At 57.8% G+C, this 18214-nt stretch carries 17 protein-coding genes; 12 read left to right on the plus strand and 5 right to left on the minus strand.

Annotation, left to right across the window (positions count from 1 at the left end; all coding sequences use genetic code 11):
* Window positions 1–485: 485 nt before the first annotated feature.
* A complete protein-coding gene (locus CLV87_RS10145) occupies window positions 486–890 on the minus strand; it encodes a hypothetical protein (RefSeq protein ID WP_099244978.1) in 405 nt (134 codons plus the stop codon).
* Between the two features lie 275 nt (window positions 891–1165).
* Between CLV87_RS10145 and dusA the strand changes: the two genes are divergently transcribed.
* The 3 genes from dusA (at window position 1166) to CLV87_RS10160 (ending at window position 4543) form a co-directional block, all read left to right on the plus strand.
* Complete coding sequence (gene dusA, locus CLV87_RS10150) at window positions 1166–2158, plus strand: tRNA dihydrouridine(20/20a) synthase DusA (protein WP_099244980.1); 993 nt, start codon at window positions 1166–1168, stop codon at window positions 2156–2158.
* Complete coding sequence (locus CLV87_RS10155) at window positions 2158–2976, plus strand: sulfite exporter TauE/SafE family protein (RefSeq protein ID WP_099244982.1); 819 nt, start codon at window positions 2158–2160, stop codon at window positions 2974–2976. The genes dusA and CLV87_RS10155 overlap by 1 nt, the downstream gene beginning before the upstream one ends.
* 196 nt (window positions 2977–3172) lie before the next feature.
* Window positions 3173–4543 carry a calcium-binding protein gene (locus CLV87_RS10160; protein ID WP_099244984.1) on the plus strand — a complete coding sequence of 457 codons (1371 nt, stop codon included), beginning with the start codon at window positions 3173–3175 and terminating at the stop codon, window positions 4541–4543.
* 2 nt (window positions 4544–4545) lie between these two features.
* Here CLV87_RS10160 and CLV87_RS10165 read toward each other — a convergent pair whose 3' ends face one another.
* The 3 genes from CLV87_RS10165 to ccmI form a co-directional block, all read right to left on the minus strand.
* Window positions 4546–4794, minus strand: coding sequence for a DUF1289 domain-containing protein (locus tag CLV87_RS10165; RefSeq protein ID WP_235871902.1), 249 nt, complete (start codon window positions 4792–4794; stop codon window positions 4546–4548).
* 1 nt (window position 4795) lies between these two features.
* Window positions 4796–5266, minus strand: coding sequence for a Holliday junction resolvase RuvX (gene ruvX, locus CLV87_RS10170; protein ID WP_099247642.1), 471 nt, complete (start codon window positions 5264–5266; stop codon window positions 4796–4798).
* A gap of 81 nt (window positions 5267–5347) precedes the next feature.
* Complete coding sequence (gene ccmI, locus CLV87_RS10175; protein ID WP_099244988.1) at window positions 5348–6586, minus strand: c-type cytochrome biogenesis protein CcmI; 1239 nt, start codon at window positions 6584–6586, stop codon at window positions 5348–5350.
* A 249-nt stretch (window positions 6587–6835) separates the two neighbouring features.
* Here ccmI and CLV87_RS10180 point away from each other — a divergent pair, with 249 nt between their 5' ends.
* The 7 genes from CLV87_RS10180 to CLV87_RS10210 all read left to right on the plus strand — a co-directional run bounded on the left by CLV87_RS10180 (window position 6836) and on the right by CLV87_RS10210 (window position 13569).
* Window positions 6836–8080: a sarcosine oxidase subunit beta family protein gene (locus CLV87_RS10180; RefSeq protein WP_099247644.1), complete on the plus strand. Its 1245-nt coding sequence runs from the start codon at window positions 6836–6838 to the stop codon at window positions 8078–8080.
* On the plus strand, window positions 8080–8373 hold the full coding sequence (locus CLV87_RS10185) for a hypothetical protein (protein WP_099244990.1): 294 nt from the start codon (window positions 8080–8082) through the stop codon (window positions 8371–8373). Before CLV87_RS10180 ends, CLV87_RS10185 begins: the two co-directional genes overlap by 1 nt.
* Complete coding sequence (locus tag CLV87_RS10190) at window positions 8374–8703, plus strand: sarcosine oxidase subunit delta (RefSeq protein WP_099244992.1); 330 nt, start codon at window positions 8374–8376, stop codon at window positions 8701–8703.
* Window positions 8704–8791: 88 nt separating this feature from the next.
* Window positions 8792–11809: a sarcosine oxidase subunit alpha family protein gene (locus tag CLV87_RS10195; protein WP_099244994.1), complete on the plus strand. Its 3018-nt coding sequence runs from the start codon at window positions 8792–8794 to the stop codon at window positions 11807–11809.
* Entirely contained in the window at window positions 11802–12368 is a 567-nt protein-coding gene (locus CLV87_RS10200; protein WP_099244996.1) for a sarcosine oxidase subunit gamma, read from the plus strand. The genes CLV87_RS10195 and CLV87_RS10200 overlap by 8 nt, the downstream gene beginning before the upstream one ends.
* Before the next feature lie 94 nt (window positions 12369–12462).
* The gene (locus tag CLV87_RS10205) at window positions 12463–12885 is read left to right on the plus strand and encodes a hypothetical protein (RefSeq protein ID WP_099244998.1); all 423 of its coding nucleotides are present in this window, start codon (window positions 12463–12465) and stop codon (window positions 12883–12885) included.
* Window positions 12886–12966: 81 nt separating this feature from the next.
* Entirely contained in the window at window positions 12967–13569 is a 603-nt protein-coding gene (locus CLV87_RS10210) for a superoxide dismutase (protein ID WP_099245000.1), read from the plus strand.
* Between the two features lie 106 nt (window positions 13570–13675).
* Here the strand turns inward: CLV87_RS10210 and CLV87_RS10215 are convergent, their stop codons facing one another.
* Window positions 13676–14227, minus strand: coding sequence for an LOG family protein (locus CLV87_RS10215; protein WP_099245002.1), 552 nt, complete (start codon window positions 14225–14227; stop codon window positions 13676–13678).
* Window positions 14228–14362: 135 nt separating this feature from the next.
* Here CLV87_RS10215 and CLV87_RS10220 point away from each other — a divergent pair, with 135 nt between their 5' ends.
* Together CLV87_RS10220 and CLV87_RS10225 are read left to right on the plus strand one after the other, a co-directional pair.
* Entirely contained in the window at window positions 14363–16039 is a 1677-nt protein-coding gene (locus CLV87_RS10220; protein ID WP_099245003.1) for a LysM peptidoglycan-binding domain-containing protein, read from the plus strand.
* A gap of 183 nt (window positions 16040–16222) precedes the next feature.
* Window positions 16223–18034: an ABCB family ABC transporter ATP-binding protein/permease gene (locus CLV87_RS10225; protein WP_099245004.1), complete on the plus strand. Its 1812-nt coding sequence runs from the start codon at window positions 16223–16225 to the stop codon at window positions 18032–18034.
* Window positions 18035–18214: the final 180 nt, after the last annotated feature.

Raw genomic sequence — 18214 nt, forward strand, 5'->3', positions numbered from 1 at the left:
AGATCTTGGCTTCTTCCTTCCTGAAATCTTCCCATCGGAGATTACAAATCTCACTGATGCGACGTGCGCTGAATAGAGCAAAGACCAGGATTTGGCCCACGGGAATTTTTTGCCGTTTATTCTCGAAAATAGCCGTAAGGATGCGATCGAGTTACCACACCTCCGGCCTACGATCACGCTGTTCAGAGCGTGCGAGCACTTCGTCTTCCCACATCGTCCGCATCGCGATTGTTACAGCTTCGACTGGGATGGCTGTTCCTCGATCATTCGCCCAGTGAAGCGTTCTTGCGAGATGGGACATGTAGCCTGCTACGGTTTGCGGGCTTCGTTCCTCGGATGATAAAAGGTCGGCAAAGTCATACAGCTGTTGCCGAGTGAGTGTGCCTACCTTGGTTTGGCCAAACTCATGGTTGGCAATGAACTTCAGCGTATGTTCTGCGGTTCGGGCAAGTTCTGCCCCACGCTGCAGACGATCTTTGATGACATCAGCAATTGTTGTTTTTTGCGACTACATGCAGAGGAAACCCACGTTCCTCAATTTCCAGCAGTCTATTGTTACGCCAACTCTTGGCCGCAGGGAGCCGAGTGAAAGTCTTGCTCAGGCTGTGTTGCTTGCCATCAATTCGCCGCCGAATTTGAACTGTGTAGGAGAACTTCTCGTCACCAACAGGGCGGCGGTTGATATTCGGTTCGCTGAAAACCTCTTCTTTCACAGGTTCGCTTGGCTTCGCGCTGGCAGCTTTTTTTGTTGCTGAAGCTTGTAAAGATGACTTCTGAGGTACGCGAAGCGTTTCACTACCCTGCGGTGTCGGAGGCATGATGGTCGCCCTTGAGTTCGCCAACGTCATCTTACTCAGCATTTCCTGAGTGCTCTTTTCCATTCGTTTCATTTGAGTTTCTCTTCTCTGATAATTTTCATGAATGACCTGGGCACAAAATTCAGAAACCGCATCGGAGGTTTGAATCCCTGAGCCCGGCGATTGGTGGAAAGAAAAGGGGGGGATCTCGGCAGTGGATTGGTCCGTTTTCGGACCCCTGTCTGCGCCTTTGAGATGTGCTACACCGTAGCACGCTCGAATCGAAAACCTCGGAAAACCCCCTGAAATACGGTGGAAACAGGGGAAATCGTGCTACGCGACGTCTAAGGTGAAATGGAGCTAATGCTTTGAAAAATAACGCACAAAAAGCAGCGCGTTTAAGCGTGGCACCCATGATGGATTGGACCGACAGAAATTGTCGCTTTTTCCACCGGCTGATTTCGTCGCAGACCTTGCTGTATACCGAAATGGTGACGGCACCGGCGCTGGTGCGTGGTGGGGCTCTTCATCTGTTGGACTTCAATGCCGAAGAGCACCCGGTCGCCTTGCAGCTAGGCGGGTCGGACCCGGAGGAATTGGCGCAGGCGGCGCGCTTGGGGGCGCAAGCCGGCTATGATGAGATCAATCTCAATTGCGGCTGCCCGTCAGATCGCGTGCAATCCGGCACCTTTGGTGCGGTTTTGATGAAACACCCGCAATTGGTGGGTGATTGCGTTGCGGCCATGAAAGAGGCGGTCGATGTCGAGGTGACAGTCAAATGCCGCATTGGCGTGGATGATCAAAACCCGCAGGAGGTTTTGCCCGATTTTCTGGAGCACATCGCCAAGGCGGGTTGCGAGCGGGTGACGATCCACGCGCGCAAGGCCTGGTTGCAGGGGCTCAGCCCCAAGGAAAACCGCGATATTCCGCCGTTGGATTACGATCTGGTTTTGCAAATGAAACAAGCCTTTCCTCAGCTTCATTTGTCCATCAATGGCGGTATTGAGGATTTGGACACGGCCTGCGCCTTGTTGGACAAGGGGCTGGATGGGGTGATGATTGGGCGCGCGGCCTACCATCAGCCGTGGCAGGTGCTTGCCCAGGCAGATCAACGCATTTTTGGGCTGGATCATGCCACCACGCAGGATCAGGTGATCGCAGACATGCTGCCCTATATCGAACGGCACCTTAGCAAAGGCGGCCGTTTGCATCAGATCACCAGGCATATGCTGGGCCTGTTTGCCGGTCAGCCCGGAGCGCGCCGCTGGCGCCAGGTTCTGTCCACCGAGGCAACCAAAGAAGGCGCAGGCCCCGAAATTGTCCTGCACGCCATAAACGCAATGAAAGAGGCCGCAGCCTGATGCCCGATATTATGACACTTTTGCCGCTCCTTGTGTTGTTGTTGGTTGCGTCCGGCTTTGCCGGTATCCTGGCTGGTCTTTTGGGGGTCGGTGGTGGGATCGTTCTGGTTCCGGTTTTCTTTTATATTTTCAGCTGGCTTGGATATGACGGCCCCATGCTGATGCAGGTCTGTCTGGCCACATCCCTGGGGACAATCATCCTGACCTCTTTGCGCTCGGTTCAGGCGCATAACAAACGCGGGGCCGTGGATTGGAGCATTTTGCGGTCCTGGGCACCGGGCATCGTGATCGGGGCGATTCTGGGGGTGGTCGTTGCGGCGGGCCTGAAATCAGACGCTTTGGAAGTCATCTTTGGCCTGCTGGCTGGCGTGATCGGACTATATCTGGCCTTCGGTAAAGACAGTTGGCGGATTGGGGCAGACATGCCGACAGGCGCAACCCGCGCCGCTTTATCGCCCACTGTCGGGTTCATGTCGGTGCTGATGGGCATTGGTGGGGGCAGCTTTGGTGTGCCTTTGATGACCTTGTTCAATGTCCCCATGCATCGCGCCGTTGCGACGGCCGCTGGGTTCGGCGTGTTGATTGCAGTGCCGTCAGTCATTGGCTTTCTGTTCTTGAAAACCGAAGCCGCACCGCCCTTTACCATTGGGGCAGTCAACGTGCCCGCCTTTGCCATTGCAGTATCCATGACCTTGATCACCGCACCAATTGGCGCGCGCTTGGCGCATTCCTTGCCCGCGAAATCCCTGAAGCGGATTTTCGGGATCTTCTTGTTGATTGTTGGCCTGAATATGCTGCGTCAGGCTGTTTGGGGCTAACGGTATTTCGAATCTGATGGGGTTCCGTTTTAGGGACCCCAACTTAGCGCTTTGAAATGAGGCGCATTTCTATTGCTGACGAAAACAATGCCTCACTCTCTTGGGCAATTGTCGTTAACTTTTGACCAATCACATCAAAAAATTGATTTATTGTTGAACGAGTTCTAGAACCAGAATGTCTAATTTCGAGGTGGCTATGGCTTGGTTTCTTGCTCTTTTTCCGTTGTTGATGATGTCAGTGCTGATCGGCAATGGCGATGGCGACAGTGATGATGACGGCGATAGCTCGGGCGATACACCCACACCTGATGATCCCATTGAGCCGAGCAACGGTGCCGATACGATTGATGGCACCGATGGGGACGACACCATTCAGGCGCTTTATGGCGATGATATTGTCGATGGAGCGGGTGGCGATGATAGCATCACCGGCAATGGCGGCGCAGACACCATTCGCGGTGGCGATGGTGATGACACGATTTATGGCAACCTTGGCGAAGATCGTCTTCTGGGCGGCAATGGCAATGACGAGATCCATGGCGGTTCGAATGATGACCGGATCGACGGGCAGGATGGCGATGACACGGTTTATGGTGGCACTGGCCCCGACTTTATTAGAGGCAGTGAAGGCGACGATTCCCTGCTTGGCGAGACCGGAGACGACACACTGAATGGTGGCGAAGGCGGTGACACGTTGGATGGCGGCGACGGCAATGACTATGTAAACGGTGCAACCGGCAACAATGTGTTGTTTGGCGGTGATGGGGATGACGACCTGCGCGCCGCAGCCGGGTTCAATATCCTGCAAGGTGGGACCGGGGACGATAGCCTGGCTATCAATGACTATATCGAAGACCTGAACTCTGACACTTTGGATGGTGGCGAAGGCGACGACCTTCTGACAGCCGGTCACGCGGATGATACATTGATTGGTGGTCTCGGCGCTGACAGTGTTGTTGGGGGTGCCGGGAATGATCACCTGAGCGGCGATGTCTCAGACACAAGCCCAGACTCCCAAGAGGGGGCGGATACCCTGCATGGTGGCGAGGGCGATGACACCCTGCTGGGCAATGGCGGGAATGACATCCTTTGGGGCGATGAAGGCAATGACGTTCTGTCCGGCGGGACCGGCGACGATGTTTTGCGCGGCGGTCTGGGAACTGACGCCCTGTTCGGCGGCGATGGCGACGACATTCTGATCAACAATTTCGGCAACTCAATCGCCACAGGCGGGGCCGGATCGGATGTGTTCCACGTCAACACCTATTTCGAACTTGGTGAAGCGGGTGGCGAAGCGACAATGAGGGTCACCGATTTCGCTACCACCGGAGCCGATGCCGACGTTTTGCAAATCACCTTGTGGGATAACGAATTTGGCGGTGCTGGCCAGCCGAGCGGCGATATCATCATCACCCCTGATGGGTTGACCGGTGATGTGCTGGTTCAGGTCGAACATGGCAGTGGTACGCTGACCTTGGCGCGGATCGATGGCGGTGTCGCCAGCGGATTCAGCGCGGCCAATGTGGCGGTCACCATTGATGGCTGGGAGCCAGATCTGCAGCCCTAAATTCAGCCTTTGGCCAAGCGCGCCTTGCGGCCACCGCGCCGCTTGGTCAGCAGGGATTTTCGTTCGGGGAGCGCGGCCATGATGTCGCTGCGCTCTTCATGGCTCATCTTTGACCAGGACGTGATCTCGTCAATGCTGCGCAGGCACCCCGTGCAGATGCGGGCTTCGGGGTGCACGACGCAGATCTGAATACACGGGCTTTCGATTTCGTCCCGTTTCCAAACCTTGTTCTTGTCTTGATCCTTTGCCACGTCAGCCTCCGAGATGGCGCAATCTGTCCAGCGCTCCTTGCAGGATATAGGAGGCAGCGACATGGTCGATAACCTCAGAGCGACGTTTTCGTGACGTATCTGCCTCTAAAAGCGCGCGTTCCGCGGCAACGGTGCTGAGCCGTTCGTCCCAAAAGGTGATGGGCCCTTCCCAAAGACGCGAGAAATTGCGCGCAAAAGCGCGGGTGGATTGGCAGCGCGCACCTTCGCTCCCGTCCATATTGCGCGGCAGGCCCAGCACAATCCCAGCAATGTCGCGGTTTTTCAGGATCGCCAGCAATTGCTCGGCATCCTGGGTGAACTTCTTGCGCTTGATGGTTTCAAGGGGCGTTGCAGAGCTGAGCAGACTGTCGGAGACGGCCACACCAATGGTCTTGGTCCCCAGATCCAAGCCTGCCAAAGCCCGCATCGGCGGCAGGGTGGCGGCAAACTCGGCGATATCTTCGTGGATCATGGTCATGCAGGCCCTTTTCAAGCACCGCCCACCCGCCCACCCCGGCGCTTGAAAAGGGCCGGGGGCGGATCGGAGGCGGTTTTATTCGGAAGTCAGGCCAGCGCGATTTGCGGCGGCGTCGATCTGTTTCAATAGCTCAGGTTTCTCGGCAAAGACCGTGCGCGCCTCACTATAGATGGCTTTGGCACGATCCTGTTCCCCCAGAACCGCCAGCGCCCCAATCAAGCGCGCCCAATCCGAGGCTGGGCCGCCTTCTTCGGCGAGACGGGTTGAGAGGCCATCGACCATGCCGCGGATCATCTGCTGACGTTCTTCCGGCGTCATCTCGGCCGCGGCGGCAACGTCATCAGCAGATGGGCCATTGGGCGCGTCATGGCTTTCGGGCAGGGGCGGCAGTTGGTAGCGCGTTACCCCAGCGCGAAAGGCCAGTTCTTCGATCTGCGCCCGGATCGGGCCGACCCAGGGGGCATCGGGGCGGCTGGCGCGCAACAAACGATCCCAGATCTGAAAGGCGATATCGGGACGCCCGGTTTGCGCCATCAGCAAGCCGCCATAAAACCGCGCCACCCCATCATTGGGATCCAGCGCCAGAGCCTTTTCCAGCTCGACCTGCGCTTCGGGCGAGACATAGCCACCGGCCGCGATGATCATCATATCCGCGATGTCGGTAAAGGTCTTGGCCCCGGCCTTGTCGCCCAGCAGTTCGGCAATTTGCTTTTGCAACTCATAAGACCGGCGGTAATTGCCCAGGTTGGCCTCGCTGCCAGCCAAAAGCGTCAGACCGCGAACATCATCTGGTCGCTCTTCAACGGCCTCGCGCAGTTGTTCCACCAGTTTCATATATTCGTCAGGGGCTTGCACGGGGGCTTGTGCCGGGATTTTGGCCTCAGCCTCCTCCTGTGACATGCGGTTGTCACGCAATTGCTGCGCCTCGGCCAAACGTTGTGTCAGCGGCTGATCCGGTGTGCCGGGCTGACCCAGTTTCATATAAAGCGCAAAGCCGCCGCCCAGGATCGTGGCCGCAACCAGAGCCCCCATGACATAGCTGGCCGCCCCGGCTTTTCCGGCCTCTTCGCTGCCCTTCTGTGCGGCTGCGTCCGCCGCCAGAATACGGCGCGAAATCTCGACCTTGAGACGTGCGGCCTCTTCCTCGGGGATCGACCCGCGCGCCGCGTCTTTTTCAATCTCGCGCAGTTGGTCGCGATAGACCTGCAAATCAAAGGCCTCTGCCGGTCCGGTATCCCGATTGCCGCGCAACAACGCGATGAGCAAGAGCAGCGTCAAAACCAGTGCCAAAGCGCCAGTGAGGATCCAGAACATCAATAAGCCTCCATGGGTTCACACCCGATCTATATAGGGCGCGACCAAGAAAAAAGGACAAAAGTCAAGAATGACCAGAGATGTCGCAACCGTGAAAAACTTTCGCATCCTGGTCCTGTGAGCGCTCACAGGATAGGCGATGTCGTCTTTGTGCCAAAAATGACGGTTGTGGGCCGCAGTTCTCGCGCTAACCATTTATGACACAATAGGAACTCTTAGCTGTTGGATTCGAACCCTATGCAGACCCCCTTGAAACGTTACTCTGCCTTTGCCATTGCCCGCGAGGCGCTGCGTGACCATACCGGTTGGCAGCGCGCCTGGCGCAAGGCGCAACCCAAGAAACGCTATGACGTTGTCATTGTCGGGGCAGGGGGGCACGGTCTTGCGACAGCCTATTACCTGGGCAAGAATTTCGGCATCACCAATATCGCCATTCTGGAAAAGGGCTGGCTGGGGGGCGGCAATACCGGGCGCAACACCACGATCATTCGCTCCAATTACCTGCAGGATCCGTCGGCGGCGATTTATGAAAAGGCCCGTTCGCTTTACGAGACCATGAGCCAGGACCTGAACTACAATGTCATGTTCAGCCCGCGCGGCGTCATGATGCTGGCGCAGACCGAACATGAGGTGCGCGGCTATCAGCGCACCGCCCATGCCAACGCCCTGCAAGGCGTCGCGACGGAGTTCATTTCCGCGCAGCGGGTCAAGGAGCTTGTCCCGATCATGAACATCAACGGCCCGCGCTACCCGGTTCTGGGCGCGCTCTGGCAGCCGCGCGGCGGCTCGGCCCGCCATGATGCGGTGGCCTGGGGTTATGCTCGCGCCTGTAGCGCCATGGGCATGGATATCATCCAGAAATGTGAAGTCACCGCTGTGCGCCAAGAGGGCGGCAAGGTCAAAGGTGTCACCACCTCCAAGGGGGACATTGACTGCGAAAAGCTTGGCCTTGTCGTGGCGGGTCATTCCGGTGCGCTGGCCGATATGGCCGGCTTCCGTCTGCCACTTGAATCCGTGCCGTTGCAGGCGCTTGTCTCAGAGCCGATCAAACCCTGCATGGATGTGGTTGTGATGGCAAACACCGTTCACGGCTATATGTCGCAATCCGACAAAGGCGAGATGGTCATTGGTGGCGGCACCGATGCCTTCAACAGCTACACCCAACGCGGCTCTTTCCATCATCTCGAAGAAACCGTGCGCGCCCTGGTCGAGACGTTCCCAATGATCTCCCGCCTGAAAATGCTGCGCCATTGGGGCGGGATTGTGGATGTCACCGGCGACCGCTCGCCGATCCTGTCCAAAGCCCCGCTCGAAGGCTGTTTCGTCAATTGCGGCTGGGGCACCGGCGGGTTCAAAGCGATCCCGGGCTCAGGCTGGGGCTTTGCTGAACTCATGGCGCGTGGGCAATCTCCGCTGACGGATGAATTCGGCCTGAACCGCTTTACCGAAGGCCGCTTTATCGATGAAAGCGTGGCGGCGGGGGTTGCTCACTGATGGCCGATTCGATTGAAAAGCGATTTGGTTCCGCAATGGAGAATATTTATTTTCGAGCCAAAGAAGAAACCGGATACCAGGCTTCGCGATACCTCCAAATGGTTCATGAAAGAGGCGGGATAGAAACCGCTCGGTTTCTCCTTGCACAACCTGGGGTTTCAGATGGTTTTGCAGTTCTTTGGGAAAAACAACGGCTGGATTTGACCGTTGAGGCCCTAGTGTTGGAGCCAGAATGGCAAGGGCTGTTCACTGAAGGCGAAAAAGCCATAGCAAAAAGAAGACTGGGGAAATAAATGCTAATCCTTGAATGCCCCTATTGCGGCGTCAAAGCCGAGGAAACCGAACTCACCGCCGGTGGTGAGGCGCATCTGAAACGCTATGGTCCCGGCTCCTCTGATGATGAGTTCGAGGGCTACCTCTTTACCCGGGAAAACCCCATGGGCGTGCATTTCGAACGCTGGCGTCACAGCAATGGTTGCGGTAAGTGGTTTCACGCCGCCCGCTCAACCACCACGCTCGAGGTCTTTGGCACCTATAGCGCCCAAACCACCGAACCCCCGCAAGAGATCAAAGACAAAATCTCTGCCCGCCACCCTGGCTGGAGCTGGAGGGATCAATCGTGACGCTGCTGTTTCTTCTTGGCAAAAATATTCTCGGGGGTCTGGGGGCAGACAGCCCCCAGTTCGCGCCTCAAGCGAAAGGTCTGAACTCATGAGCACCCGTCTCGCCAAAGGAGGTCGCCTGATCGACCGCTCCAAAACCGTGAAGTTCTCCTTCAACGGGAAATCCTTCACCGGGTATCAGGGGGATACTCTGGCCTCGGCGCTGCTGGCCAATGACCAGATGCTGGTCGGGCGCAGCTTCAAATATCACCGTCCGCGCGGCATCGTCGCCTCGGGTGCCGAAGAGCCCAATGCGCTGGTCAACTTGGGCAGCGGTGTTACCCACGAGCCCAACCAGCGCGCCACCACGACCGAGCTGTTCGAAGGTCTGACCGCGACGCCGCAAAACGTTTGGCCCAGCCTCGATTTCGACATTGGGGCGGTGAACTCCTATGCCTCGCGTCTGCTGACCGCTGGTTTCTATTACAAGATGTTCATGTATCCGCGCGCTTTCTGGAAACATGTCTACGAACCCTTCATCCGCCAATCCGCCGGTCTTGGCAAAGCGCCGGATGCTGAAACCCGTGACCCGGACACCTATGAACATTTCTATGCGTTTGTGGACGTGTTGGTCATCGGTGGCGGTGTCGCCGGTTTGCAAGCGGCCAAGACTGCGGCTGACTCCGGTGCCAAGGTTCTGCTGATCGAACAAACCGCCGATTGGGGGGGGCGTAGCCTGGTTGATGGCGGCTCCATCGACGGGAAACCAGCGGTTGATTGGATCAAAGACACGCTGGAAGCGCTTGAAAACATGCCGAATGTGACTCTGCGCAATCGTATGATGGGCGCGGGTGTCTATGATCACGGCTATGCGCTTGGCTATGAGCGTCTGACCGATCACGCACCCAAAGTGGCAGGCCCGCGTCACCGTCTCTGGCGCATCCGCGCCAAGCAAATTGTGACCGCAACCGGTGCAATCGAGCGCCCGCTCAGCTTTGCGGGCAATGACATTCCTGGCGTCATGCTGGCAGCGGCAGTACGCGACTATGTGGTCAATCACGGTGTCTCAATCGGGGATCGCACCGTTGTGGTCACCAATAATGACGACGCCTATCGCACCGCGATTGCACTAAATGAGGCGGGCTTGGATGTGCCTGTTATTGTCGATGCGCGCGAATTTGGCGGCGGCGCTCTGATGGAGCAGGCCAAGGCCCTGGGCATTCGCGTCGAAACAGGCTGCGGTATCGCCAAAGTGCATGGCAAAAAGCGCGTCACCTCGGTCGATATCTGCAAGCAAGCGGGTGAAGGCGCGGTTCTATGGTCCATCCCTTGCGAGGCGGTGGCCATGTCCGGTGGCTGGTCGCCGGTTGTGCATCTGTGGTCCCATTGCGGCGGCAAGCTGAACTGGGACGACACCCAAGCCTTCTTCCGCCCGGATGCCAGCCGCCCCCCAAAAGGCGATGATGGCGAGGCGATGGTGCGCGTTGCAGGCAGCGCCAATGGTGAGCTTGGCCTGAATGCCGGGCTGCAAGACGCGACTGCGGTTGGTCAGGCAGCAGCTGCGGCGGCTGGTTTCGAGGTGGCCGCAGTCGCACCACAAGCCGCTGAAGAGCCAGAAACCCCGATCGAGCCGATCTGGCAAATGCCACAGGGCGCGCATTATGGCTTGCGCCTGAAATCCTGGCTGGATTTCCAGAACGACGTCAAAGTCTCAGACGTGCAATTGGCGGCGCAAGAGGGCTATGAGAGTGTTGAGCATACCAAACGCTACACCACACTGGGCATGGCGACGGATCAAGGTAAGTTGAGTAATATCAACGGCCTTGCGACGCTTTCTAATGCATTGGGTGAGGATATTCCGCAGGTCGGAACCACCACATTCCGCCCTCCTTACACGCCGATTTCCATGGGCGCGATTGCAGGTGAGGCACGCGGAGAGATCTTTCAGCCGATCCGCAAGACCCCAATGCATGCCTGGCACGAAGCCAATGGCGCGCATTTTGAACCTGTCGGTCATTGGCGCCGCCCATATGCGTTTGTCAAATCCGGTGAAAGCGTCAAAGAGGCCGTGCATCGTGAGGTGCTCGCCACCCGCAATAGCCTCGGCCTGCTCGATGCCTCAACTCTGGGCAAGATCATCGTCAAGGGCCCGGATGCCGGCAAATTCATGGACATGATGTATACCAACATGATGTCCAACCTGAAAATCGGCAAATGCCGCTACGGGTTGATGTGCACCGAAAACGGCTTTCTCACCGATGACGGCGTTGTTGCACGTATCGACGAAGACACCTGGCTGTGCCACACCACCACCGGCGGCGCGGATCGTATCCATGCCCATATTGAGGAATGGCTGCAAACCGAATGGTGGGATTGGAAGGTCTATACCGCCAACATCACCGAGCAATTGGCTCAGGTCGCGGTGGTCGGCCCCAATGCGCGCAAATTGCTGGAAAAGCTGGGCGGCATGGATGTCTCGAAGGAGGCGCTGCCCTTTATGGAGTGGCGCGATGGTGAACTGGGTGGCTTCCCGGTTCGGGCCTATCGCATCTCTTTCTCGGGTGAATTGTCTTATGAAATCGCCGTGCCTGCCAATCTGGGCCGTGCCTTTTGGGACAAACTGCTTGAGGCTGGGGCAGAGTGGAACGTCACGCCTTATGGCACCGAATGTTTGCATATCATGCGCGCCGAAAAGGGCTTTATCATGATTGGCGATGAAACCGACGGCACCGTGATCCCGCAGGATCTGGGGCTGAACTGGGCGATTTCCAAGAAGAAAGAGGATTTCCTTGGCAAACGCGCGCAGCAGCGCAGCCATATGACTGATCCCAAGCGCTGGAAACTGGTTGGGCTGGAAACCGTGGACGGGTCCACCCTGCCGGATGGGGCCTATGCGGTTGCTGAGGGCAAGAATGCCAATGGCCAACGCAACACCCAAGGGCGCGTGACCTCGACCTATCATTCTCCGACCTTGAACAAGGGGATTGCAATGGGGCTGGTTTTGAACGGCCCGGACCGCATGGGCGAGGTGATCGAATTCGCCGCCGTGGATGGTGAAACCATGATCGGCGCAAAAATTGTCAGCCCGGTCTTCTTTGACCCGGATGGGGAGAAACAGAATGTCTGATATCGCAACGTCCCTGAACGGTGCCAGCTTTGAAGGCATCACCCGTGTCGAAGAAATGCGTGCGCAGGGGATGATCACCCTGCGCGGCGATTTCGCCGATCCGGCCTTTGTGTCGGCTGTCACAGGGTTGGTTGAGGCTGACATGCCCGGCCAAAGGCAGGTATCGACGGGGGCCGAACGCAGCATTCTCTGGATGTCGCCGGACGAGTTGATGGTTCTTTGCACCTATGCTGAGGCACCGATCCTAGAGGCAAAACTGCGTGACGCCTTGGCGGACCAACACGCTTTGGTGGCCAATGTGTCAGATGCGCGGGCCTGTTTTGAACTGGTTGGCGGCGACCTTCGCGAAGTGCTGGCGAAACTGGCCCCGGTTGACATGTCGCCCGAGGCATTCGCAGTCGGTGATCTACGTCGCACACGTCTGGCACAGGTTGCGGGGGCTTTCTGGCTCAGCAGCGAAGACAAGGCGCAAATCGTGTGCTTCCGGTCGGTTGGGGAATACATGTTCAATCTGCTCAAGACTGCTGCGCAACCGGGTTCCTCAGTCGGTTTTATCTAGCAATCAAAGGTTGATTTTGGGTGCGGCCCAGAATTGACTTGTTCCCCACTCCGAATGTTTGTAATTCAAAGATTACAACTATTTGGAGTGGGTTATGAAAAAGATTATTTCCGGAATTTTGCTTGCAAGTCTGGGTTTGCTGTCAACGCCTGTTATGGCCAAAGGAACAGCCTATGAATGCAAAGTGAAAGACGTTCGAAGCCAAGGCTATTGGCTCCCTGAAGTTCTTTTTATCGGGCATGATCCAGACGAGGACGTCGTTGTCGTTTCTGACCCGATTATCCTACACTATAACGATAGTCAGCCAGTCGGCGGCAAATTGAGCGTGGACAACGACAAGCGTACGACCTTTACATGGCGTTTGAAGGTCAAAACCTCGAGTGGTCAGTTTGCAAGAGTGTCCTACCGCGCGACCTATTACAAAAAAGACGGAACGCTTTCGATTTCTGCGAAACCTCTGAACTATACCAATCGCTTTAACGGGCGCGGCACTTGCGAGGTCAAAGCTTTGAAATGAGTCGGGTCTTGGCCTTGACCTTGGCGGGTCAAAGCGACAGGTATGGACACAGAACAACTGCTGCGGACAAGGATTAGCGCTATGGCTTTTGAACTTCCAGATCTTCCATATGCTCACGACGCTCTCGCCTCAAAGGGGATGAGCCAGGAGACCATGGAGTACCACCACGACATTCACCACAATGCCTATGTCGTGAATGGCAACAAGCTGATCGAAGGGACCGAGTGGGAAGGTAAATCCCTCGAGGACATCATCACCGGCACCTATGATGCGGGCGCTGTCGCGCAAAACGGTATCTTTAACAACGCGTCCCAGCACTGGAACCACATGCAGTTCTGGGAAATGATGGGCCCTGGCGAAAACAAGATGCCGGGCGAGCTGGAAGCGGCGATCAAAGACAGCTTCGGCACCGTCGAAGCGTTCAAAGATCAATTCTCGGCGGCTGGCGCGGGTCAGTTTGGCTCTGGCTGGTGCTGGTTGGTCAAAGACGCGGATGGTGGTCTGAAAGTGACCAAGACCGAAAACGGCGTGAACCCGCTTTGCTTTGGTCAGACCGCGCTGCTGGGCTGCGATGTTTGGGAACATTCCTACTACATCGACTTCCGCAACAAGCGTCCGGCCTACCTGGCCAACTTCCTGGACAACCTGGTGAACTGGGAAAACGTGGCGTCGCGTCTGGGCTAACCACCGATAGCGACCTGCGTGCCTGATTGGGCGCGCAACACAAGTTTGAGCCTGTCGGGACTGTCCTGACAGGCTCTTTTCGTTTCTCACGATGTGTTGGCTCAGATTAACCCAGCGACTTTTGCAAAAGCGCCACCGTGTTCGCAGCATTGTCAGCTGTCTGGATGAAATCCAACACCGATGCATTCGCGAACCCTTGATCAACAATATGCTGCAACAAAGCGGTCAGCGGCCCCCAATAGCCGTTTACATCCATCAGGATGATCGGTTTGTCATGCAGCCCCAATTGCCGCCATGTCAGCACCTCAAAGAATTCATCCATAGACCCTGCACCGCCCGGCATGACCACGACCGCGTCGGCATTCATCAGCATGACCTTTTTGCGCTCATGCATGGTTTCGGTGACCACATAGGTCGTCAGATCGGTCTTACCGACCTCCCAATCCACCAGATGCTGCGGGATGACGCCAAAGGTGTCTCCCTGCGCTTTCTGCGCCGCACGGGCCACGGTGCCCATCAGCCCGACATCACCAGCCCCATAGACCAGCCGCCATCCGGACTTGGCGATGGCCTGACCCAACAGGTCGGCCTGGGTGGTATAGTCGGGGTCATTCCCTGAACGGGAGCCGCAATAGACACAAATGGATGTGGGGGGCATGAAACACTCCGCAAGACTTGGTGAAAAGGTGTTTTGACCGCTGATACCGCGTAAGCTATACACGCTCAACCGCTCAGTTTTTTCGGGTTGGAGCTTGGGGGCTCTTGGGGAAGCTGGGACAGAAGAAAGGCTGCCATGAGCAAACTTGCACTTTATTCGGCCATTGCCGGCACAGGAGGTGCTGCTGCCGTAGCTGTCGCCGTTGTCACCGGCGTGATCGAGCTTCCAGGATCTGCCCCGTCTGATGCGCCGCAACCTGCGGCTGCCGCGCCCGAGGTTGAAGTGGATGCGCCCAAGCCCGGGCAAGCCCCAGCACAGGGGGCCGAGGCGAACCTGATTGCGGAACCCGCTGCCCCGATCGCCCCGGCGGAGCCCGCCGAGGAGCCGGTTCAAGAGGCCGTGGTTACGCCAGAGCCGGAAACCGAGCCCGGGACGCCTCCGGTCGCTGAGGTTGCAGAGGATGCACCCGAGGTTGATGCGGAGCTTACCGAAATTGAAACCCCGGATCCGCAGGACGCACCGGAGGTGGCGCAGGCCCCAGAGGTAAGCGAGGATGATCCGGTGGTCGAAGCCGCTAAGGCCGCCGAACCAGAAACCGCCCCGGAGGATGCAGAAGAGGCTGCGCCAGCACCGACATCCGACATTACCCCCGAACTGGCCGAAACGGATGAGCCGGTGGCAACGCCAAACCCCGTTCCCGCACCGCGTTTTGACATCGTCCGCGCTGAAACCGATGGCAGCACCTTGGTCGCCGGTGAAGCGGAACCGGGTACGCAGCTGGAAATCATCGTCAATGGCGAAGCCGCTGAAACCGTCGATGTCGGCAGTGATGGCAAGTTCGTGTCCTTCGTTGATCTGCCTGCTGCCGGGGTCAGCTCGGTCCTGACATTACGCAATGAAACGCCCGAGGGCAGTGTGGTGTCCGAAGAGCAAGTGATCGTCACACCAGCCGTTCCGGTGATGGCCATCAAGGATCCGGAACCAGCGGCAGATACGCCAAAGGACACGCCTGTGGAAACGGCAGCGCTGGATGACACGGTGTTCGAAAGCGCGGGTGCCGCGGTGCCAGTTGTTGATCCAGCGGAGCAACCAGAAGAGAGCAAAGAGGCTGAGCAAGTGGCGGTTGCTGAGCCACCGGCACCAGAGGCGGATAGCAAAGAGCCTCAGGCCCCGGCCTTGCCGAGCGAAGTCGCACCTCTGGCCGAGCCGAAACCGGTAGCGGTAGATGCACCATCTGACATTGTGCGCGAAGAGCCGGAAGAAACCGAAGAGCCAGCCCCGCTTTTGCCGCCCACGGTCTTGCTGGCCAGTCCCCGTGGCGTCGAAGTATTGCAGACCGCGCCGGTCTCCCCCGGCGAAGTGGCCTTGGATTCCATCAGCTATGATGATGAGGGTGAAGTGCTTTTGGCGGGGCGGGGTAAGAAAACCGCCTCTGTCCGCGTCTATCTGGACAACACACCGATCACCACCTCGCGTATCCGCGAGGATGGGCGTTGGCGGGTGGAGCTGCCGCAGGTGGATACCGGCACCTATACGTTGCGGGTGGATCAGATCGATGACAGCGGCGCGGTGATTGCCCGTGTCGAAAGCCCGTTCCTGCGCGAAAGCGCAGAGCTTTTGGCCAGTGCTGCCTCGGGGGCGGCGGGGCCCTTGCGGTCAGTCACGGTGCAACCGGGGCATACCCTGTGGGAGATTTCCACAGATCGATATGGCGAGGGGCGCGATTATGTGCGCGTCTTTGAGGCCAATCGCGATCGCATCCGCGACCCGGATTTGATCTATCCGGGGCAGGTGTTCGATCTGCCCGAGTGATTTTCCTTTCGCGAACCGCTGTTAAATTATGCGCTTCCGCGCGCTTTGATGAGGTGTGTGGCAGGGTGACGGCCCCAACAACCGGTTCCGCTGTGCATGGATGCACAGCGAAGCAGCCGTTTCGGCCACTGGTCTCTCCCCGGTCTTTGGCTTAGCTGTTGTTTGGATTGACAGGAGCCAGCCATGCCGCCAGCAGATGACACAGATCAGATCGCCCTTGAGGAACGCCGTTCGGGGTGGCGTACGATCCGGCGGGTTTGGCCCTATCTATGGCCAGATGGAAAGGACTGGGTCAAGCGCCGGGTGGTGATTGCCCTGTCGCTCTTGTTGCTGGCCAAGCTGATTTCGGTCTCAACACCTTTGTTTTACAAACAGGCGGTGGATGCGCTTGGCGGGGATGTCCCGGATCTGGCCATTGGGGCCGTGGGTCTGACCCTGGCCTATGGCTTGGCGCGCCTCATGACGGTCGGGTTCCAGCAATTGCGCGATGCGGTCTTTGCCAAGGTTGGCCAGCGCGCGCTGCGAGCCTTGGCGCTGGAAACCTTTACCCATATTCACCGCCTCTCGATGCGCTATCACATCAGCCGCAAAACCGGCGGGCTGAGCCGGATTATTGAGCGCGGGGTCAAGGGCGTCGAGTTCCTCTTGCGGTTCCTGCTGTTCAGCATCGGGCCGCTGGCGTTGGAATTGGTACTGGTCGGCATTGTTTTGTTCTGGATGTTTGACATCTGGTATCTGGCCGTCGTGAGTTTTGTCATCGCCGCCTATGTCGCCTTTACCTTCAAGGTGACGGAATGGCGGGTCAAGCTGCGGCGCAAGATGAATGCGCAGGACACTGACGCCAACCAAAAGGCCATCGACAGCCTGCTGAATTTCGAAACCGTCAAGTATTTCGGCGCCGAGGCCCGCGAGGCGGCACGCTATGACGAGGCGATGAAGGGCTATGAAGAGGCTGCGATCAAGACCTCGACCTCGCTGGCGATGCTGAATTTTGGTCAGTCGCTGATCATCACCAGCGGACTTGTGGCGGTCATGGTCATGGCGGCGATTGGCGTGCAGAACGGCGCGCTGACTGTGGGTGATTTCGTCATGGTCAACGCCTATATGATCCAGATCACCATGCCGCTGAACTTTCTTGGCACGGTCTATCGCGAGATCCGTCAGGCGCTGGTGGATATGGGCGAGATGTTTAACCTGCTTGAACAGCCGCGCGAAGTGTCTGACAAGCCCGGCGCGCCCGAGTTGCAGGTCGATGGTGGCGTCGTGGCCTTCGAGAATATCGCCTTTGGTTACGAGGACACGCGGCCGATCCTCAAGGATGTCTCGGTGCATGTGGGGGCAGGGGAAAGCGTGGCTCTGGTCGGGGCCTCCGGCTCCGGGAAATCCACCATCGGGCGGCTGTTGTTCCGCTTTTACGATGTAGGGGCCGGGGCGGTGACCATTGATGGTCAGGATGTGCGTGATGTAACCCAGGACAGCCTGCATGCCGCCATTGGCGTGGTGCCGCAGGATACGGTGCTGTTCAACGACACCATCCGCTATAACATCGCTTATGGGCGCGACGGGGCCAGCGAGGATGAGATCATCCAGGCGGCCAAAGATGCGCAGATTCACGACTTTATCGCTGCCCTGCCGGATGGCTATGACACCACTGTGGGCGAGCGTGGGCTGAAACTGTCAGGTGGCGAAAAGCAACGGGTGGGCATCGCGCGCACCCTGCTCAAGAATCCGCCAATCCTGTTGCTGGACGAGGCGACATCGGCACTGGATACTGAAACCGAGGCCTCGATCCAAAGCGCGCTGAAACGGGCGGGCGAGGGGCGCACGGTGATCACCATCGCGCACCGTCTGTCGACCGTGGCGGATGCGGATCGCATCGTTGTCTTGCATGCGGGCGAGGTTGTCGAAGAGGGCACGCATGAAGAGTTGCTGGCACGCTCGGGGCGCTATGCGCATCTATGGGCGATGCAAGTGGCCGAAGATGAGGCGGCTTGAGCGCAGGCGGGGCTGGGTTCTGACTTTTTAGTGATCGTTGAAGGTGAGGTCGCAATCTTCGGTTTTAGACGAAGAAGCTTCTTGCAGGTGGGGGCTTGTCTGGCTTTTAGATGTGGTAATATTTTTTTACCGATTTTGTTGCCGATAGGAAACTTCTTCCCTATACAGGCTCCATCCCCG

This window comes from Pelagimonas phthalicica (genome assembly GCF_004364805.1).
Classification (GTDB): Bacteria; Pseudomonadota; Alphaproteobacteria; order Rhodobacterales; family Rhodobacteraceae; genus Pelagimonas; species Pelagimonas phthalicica.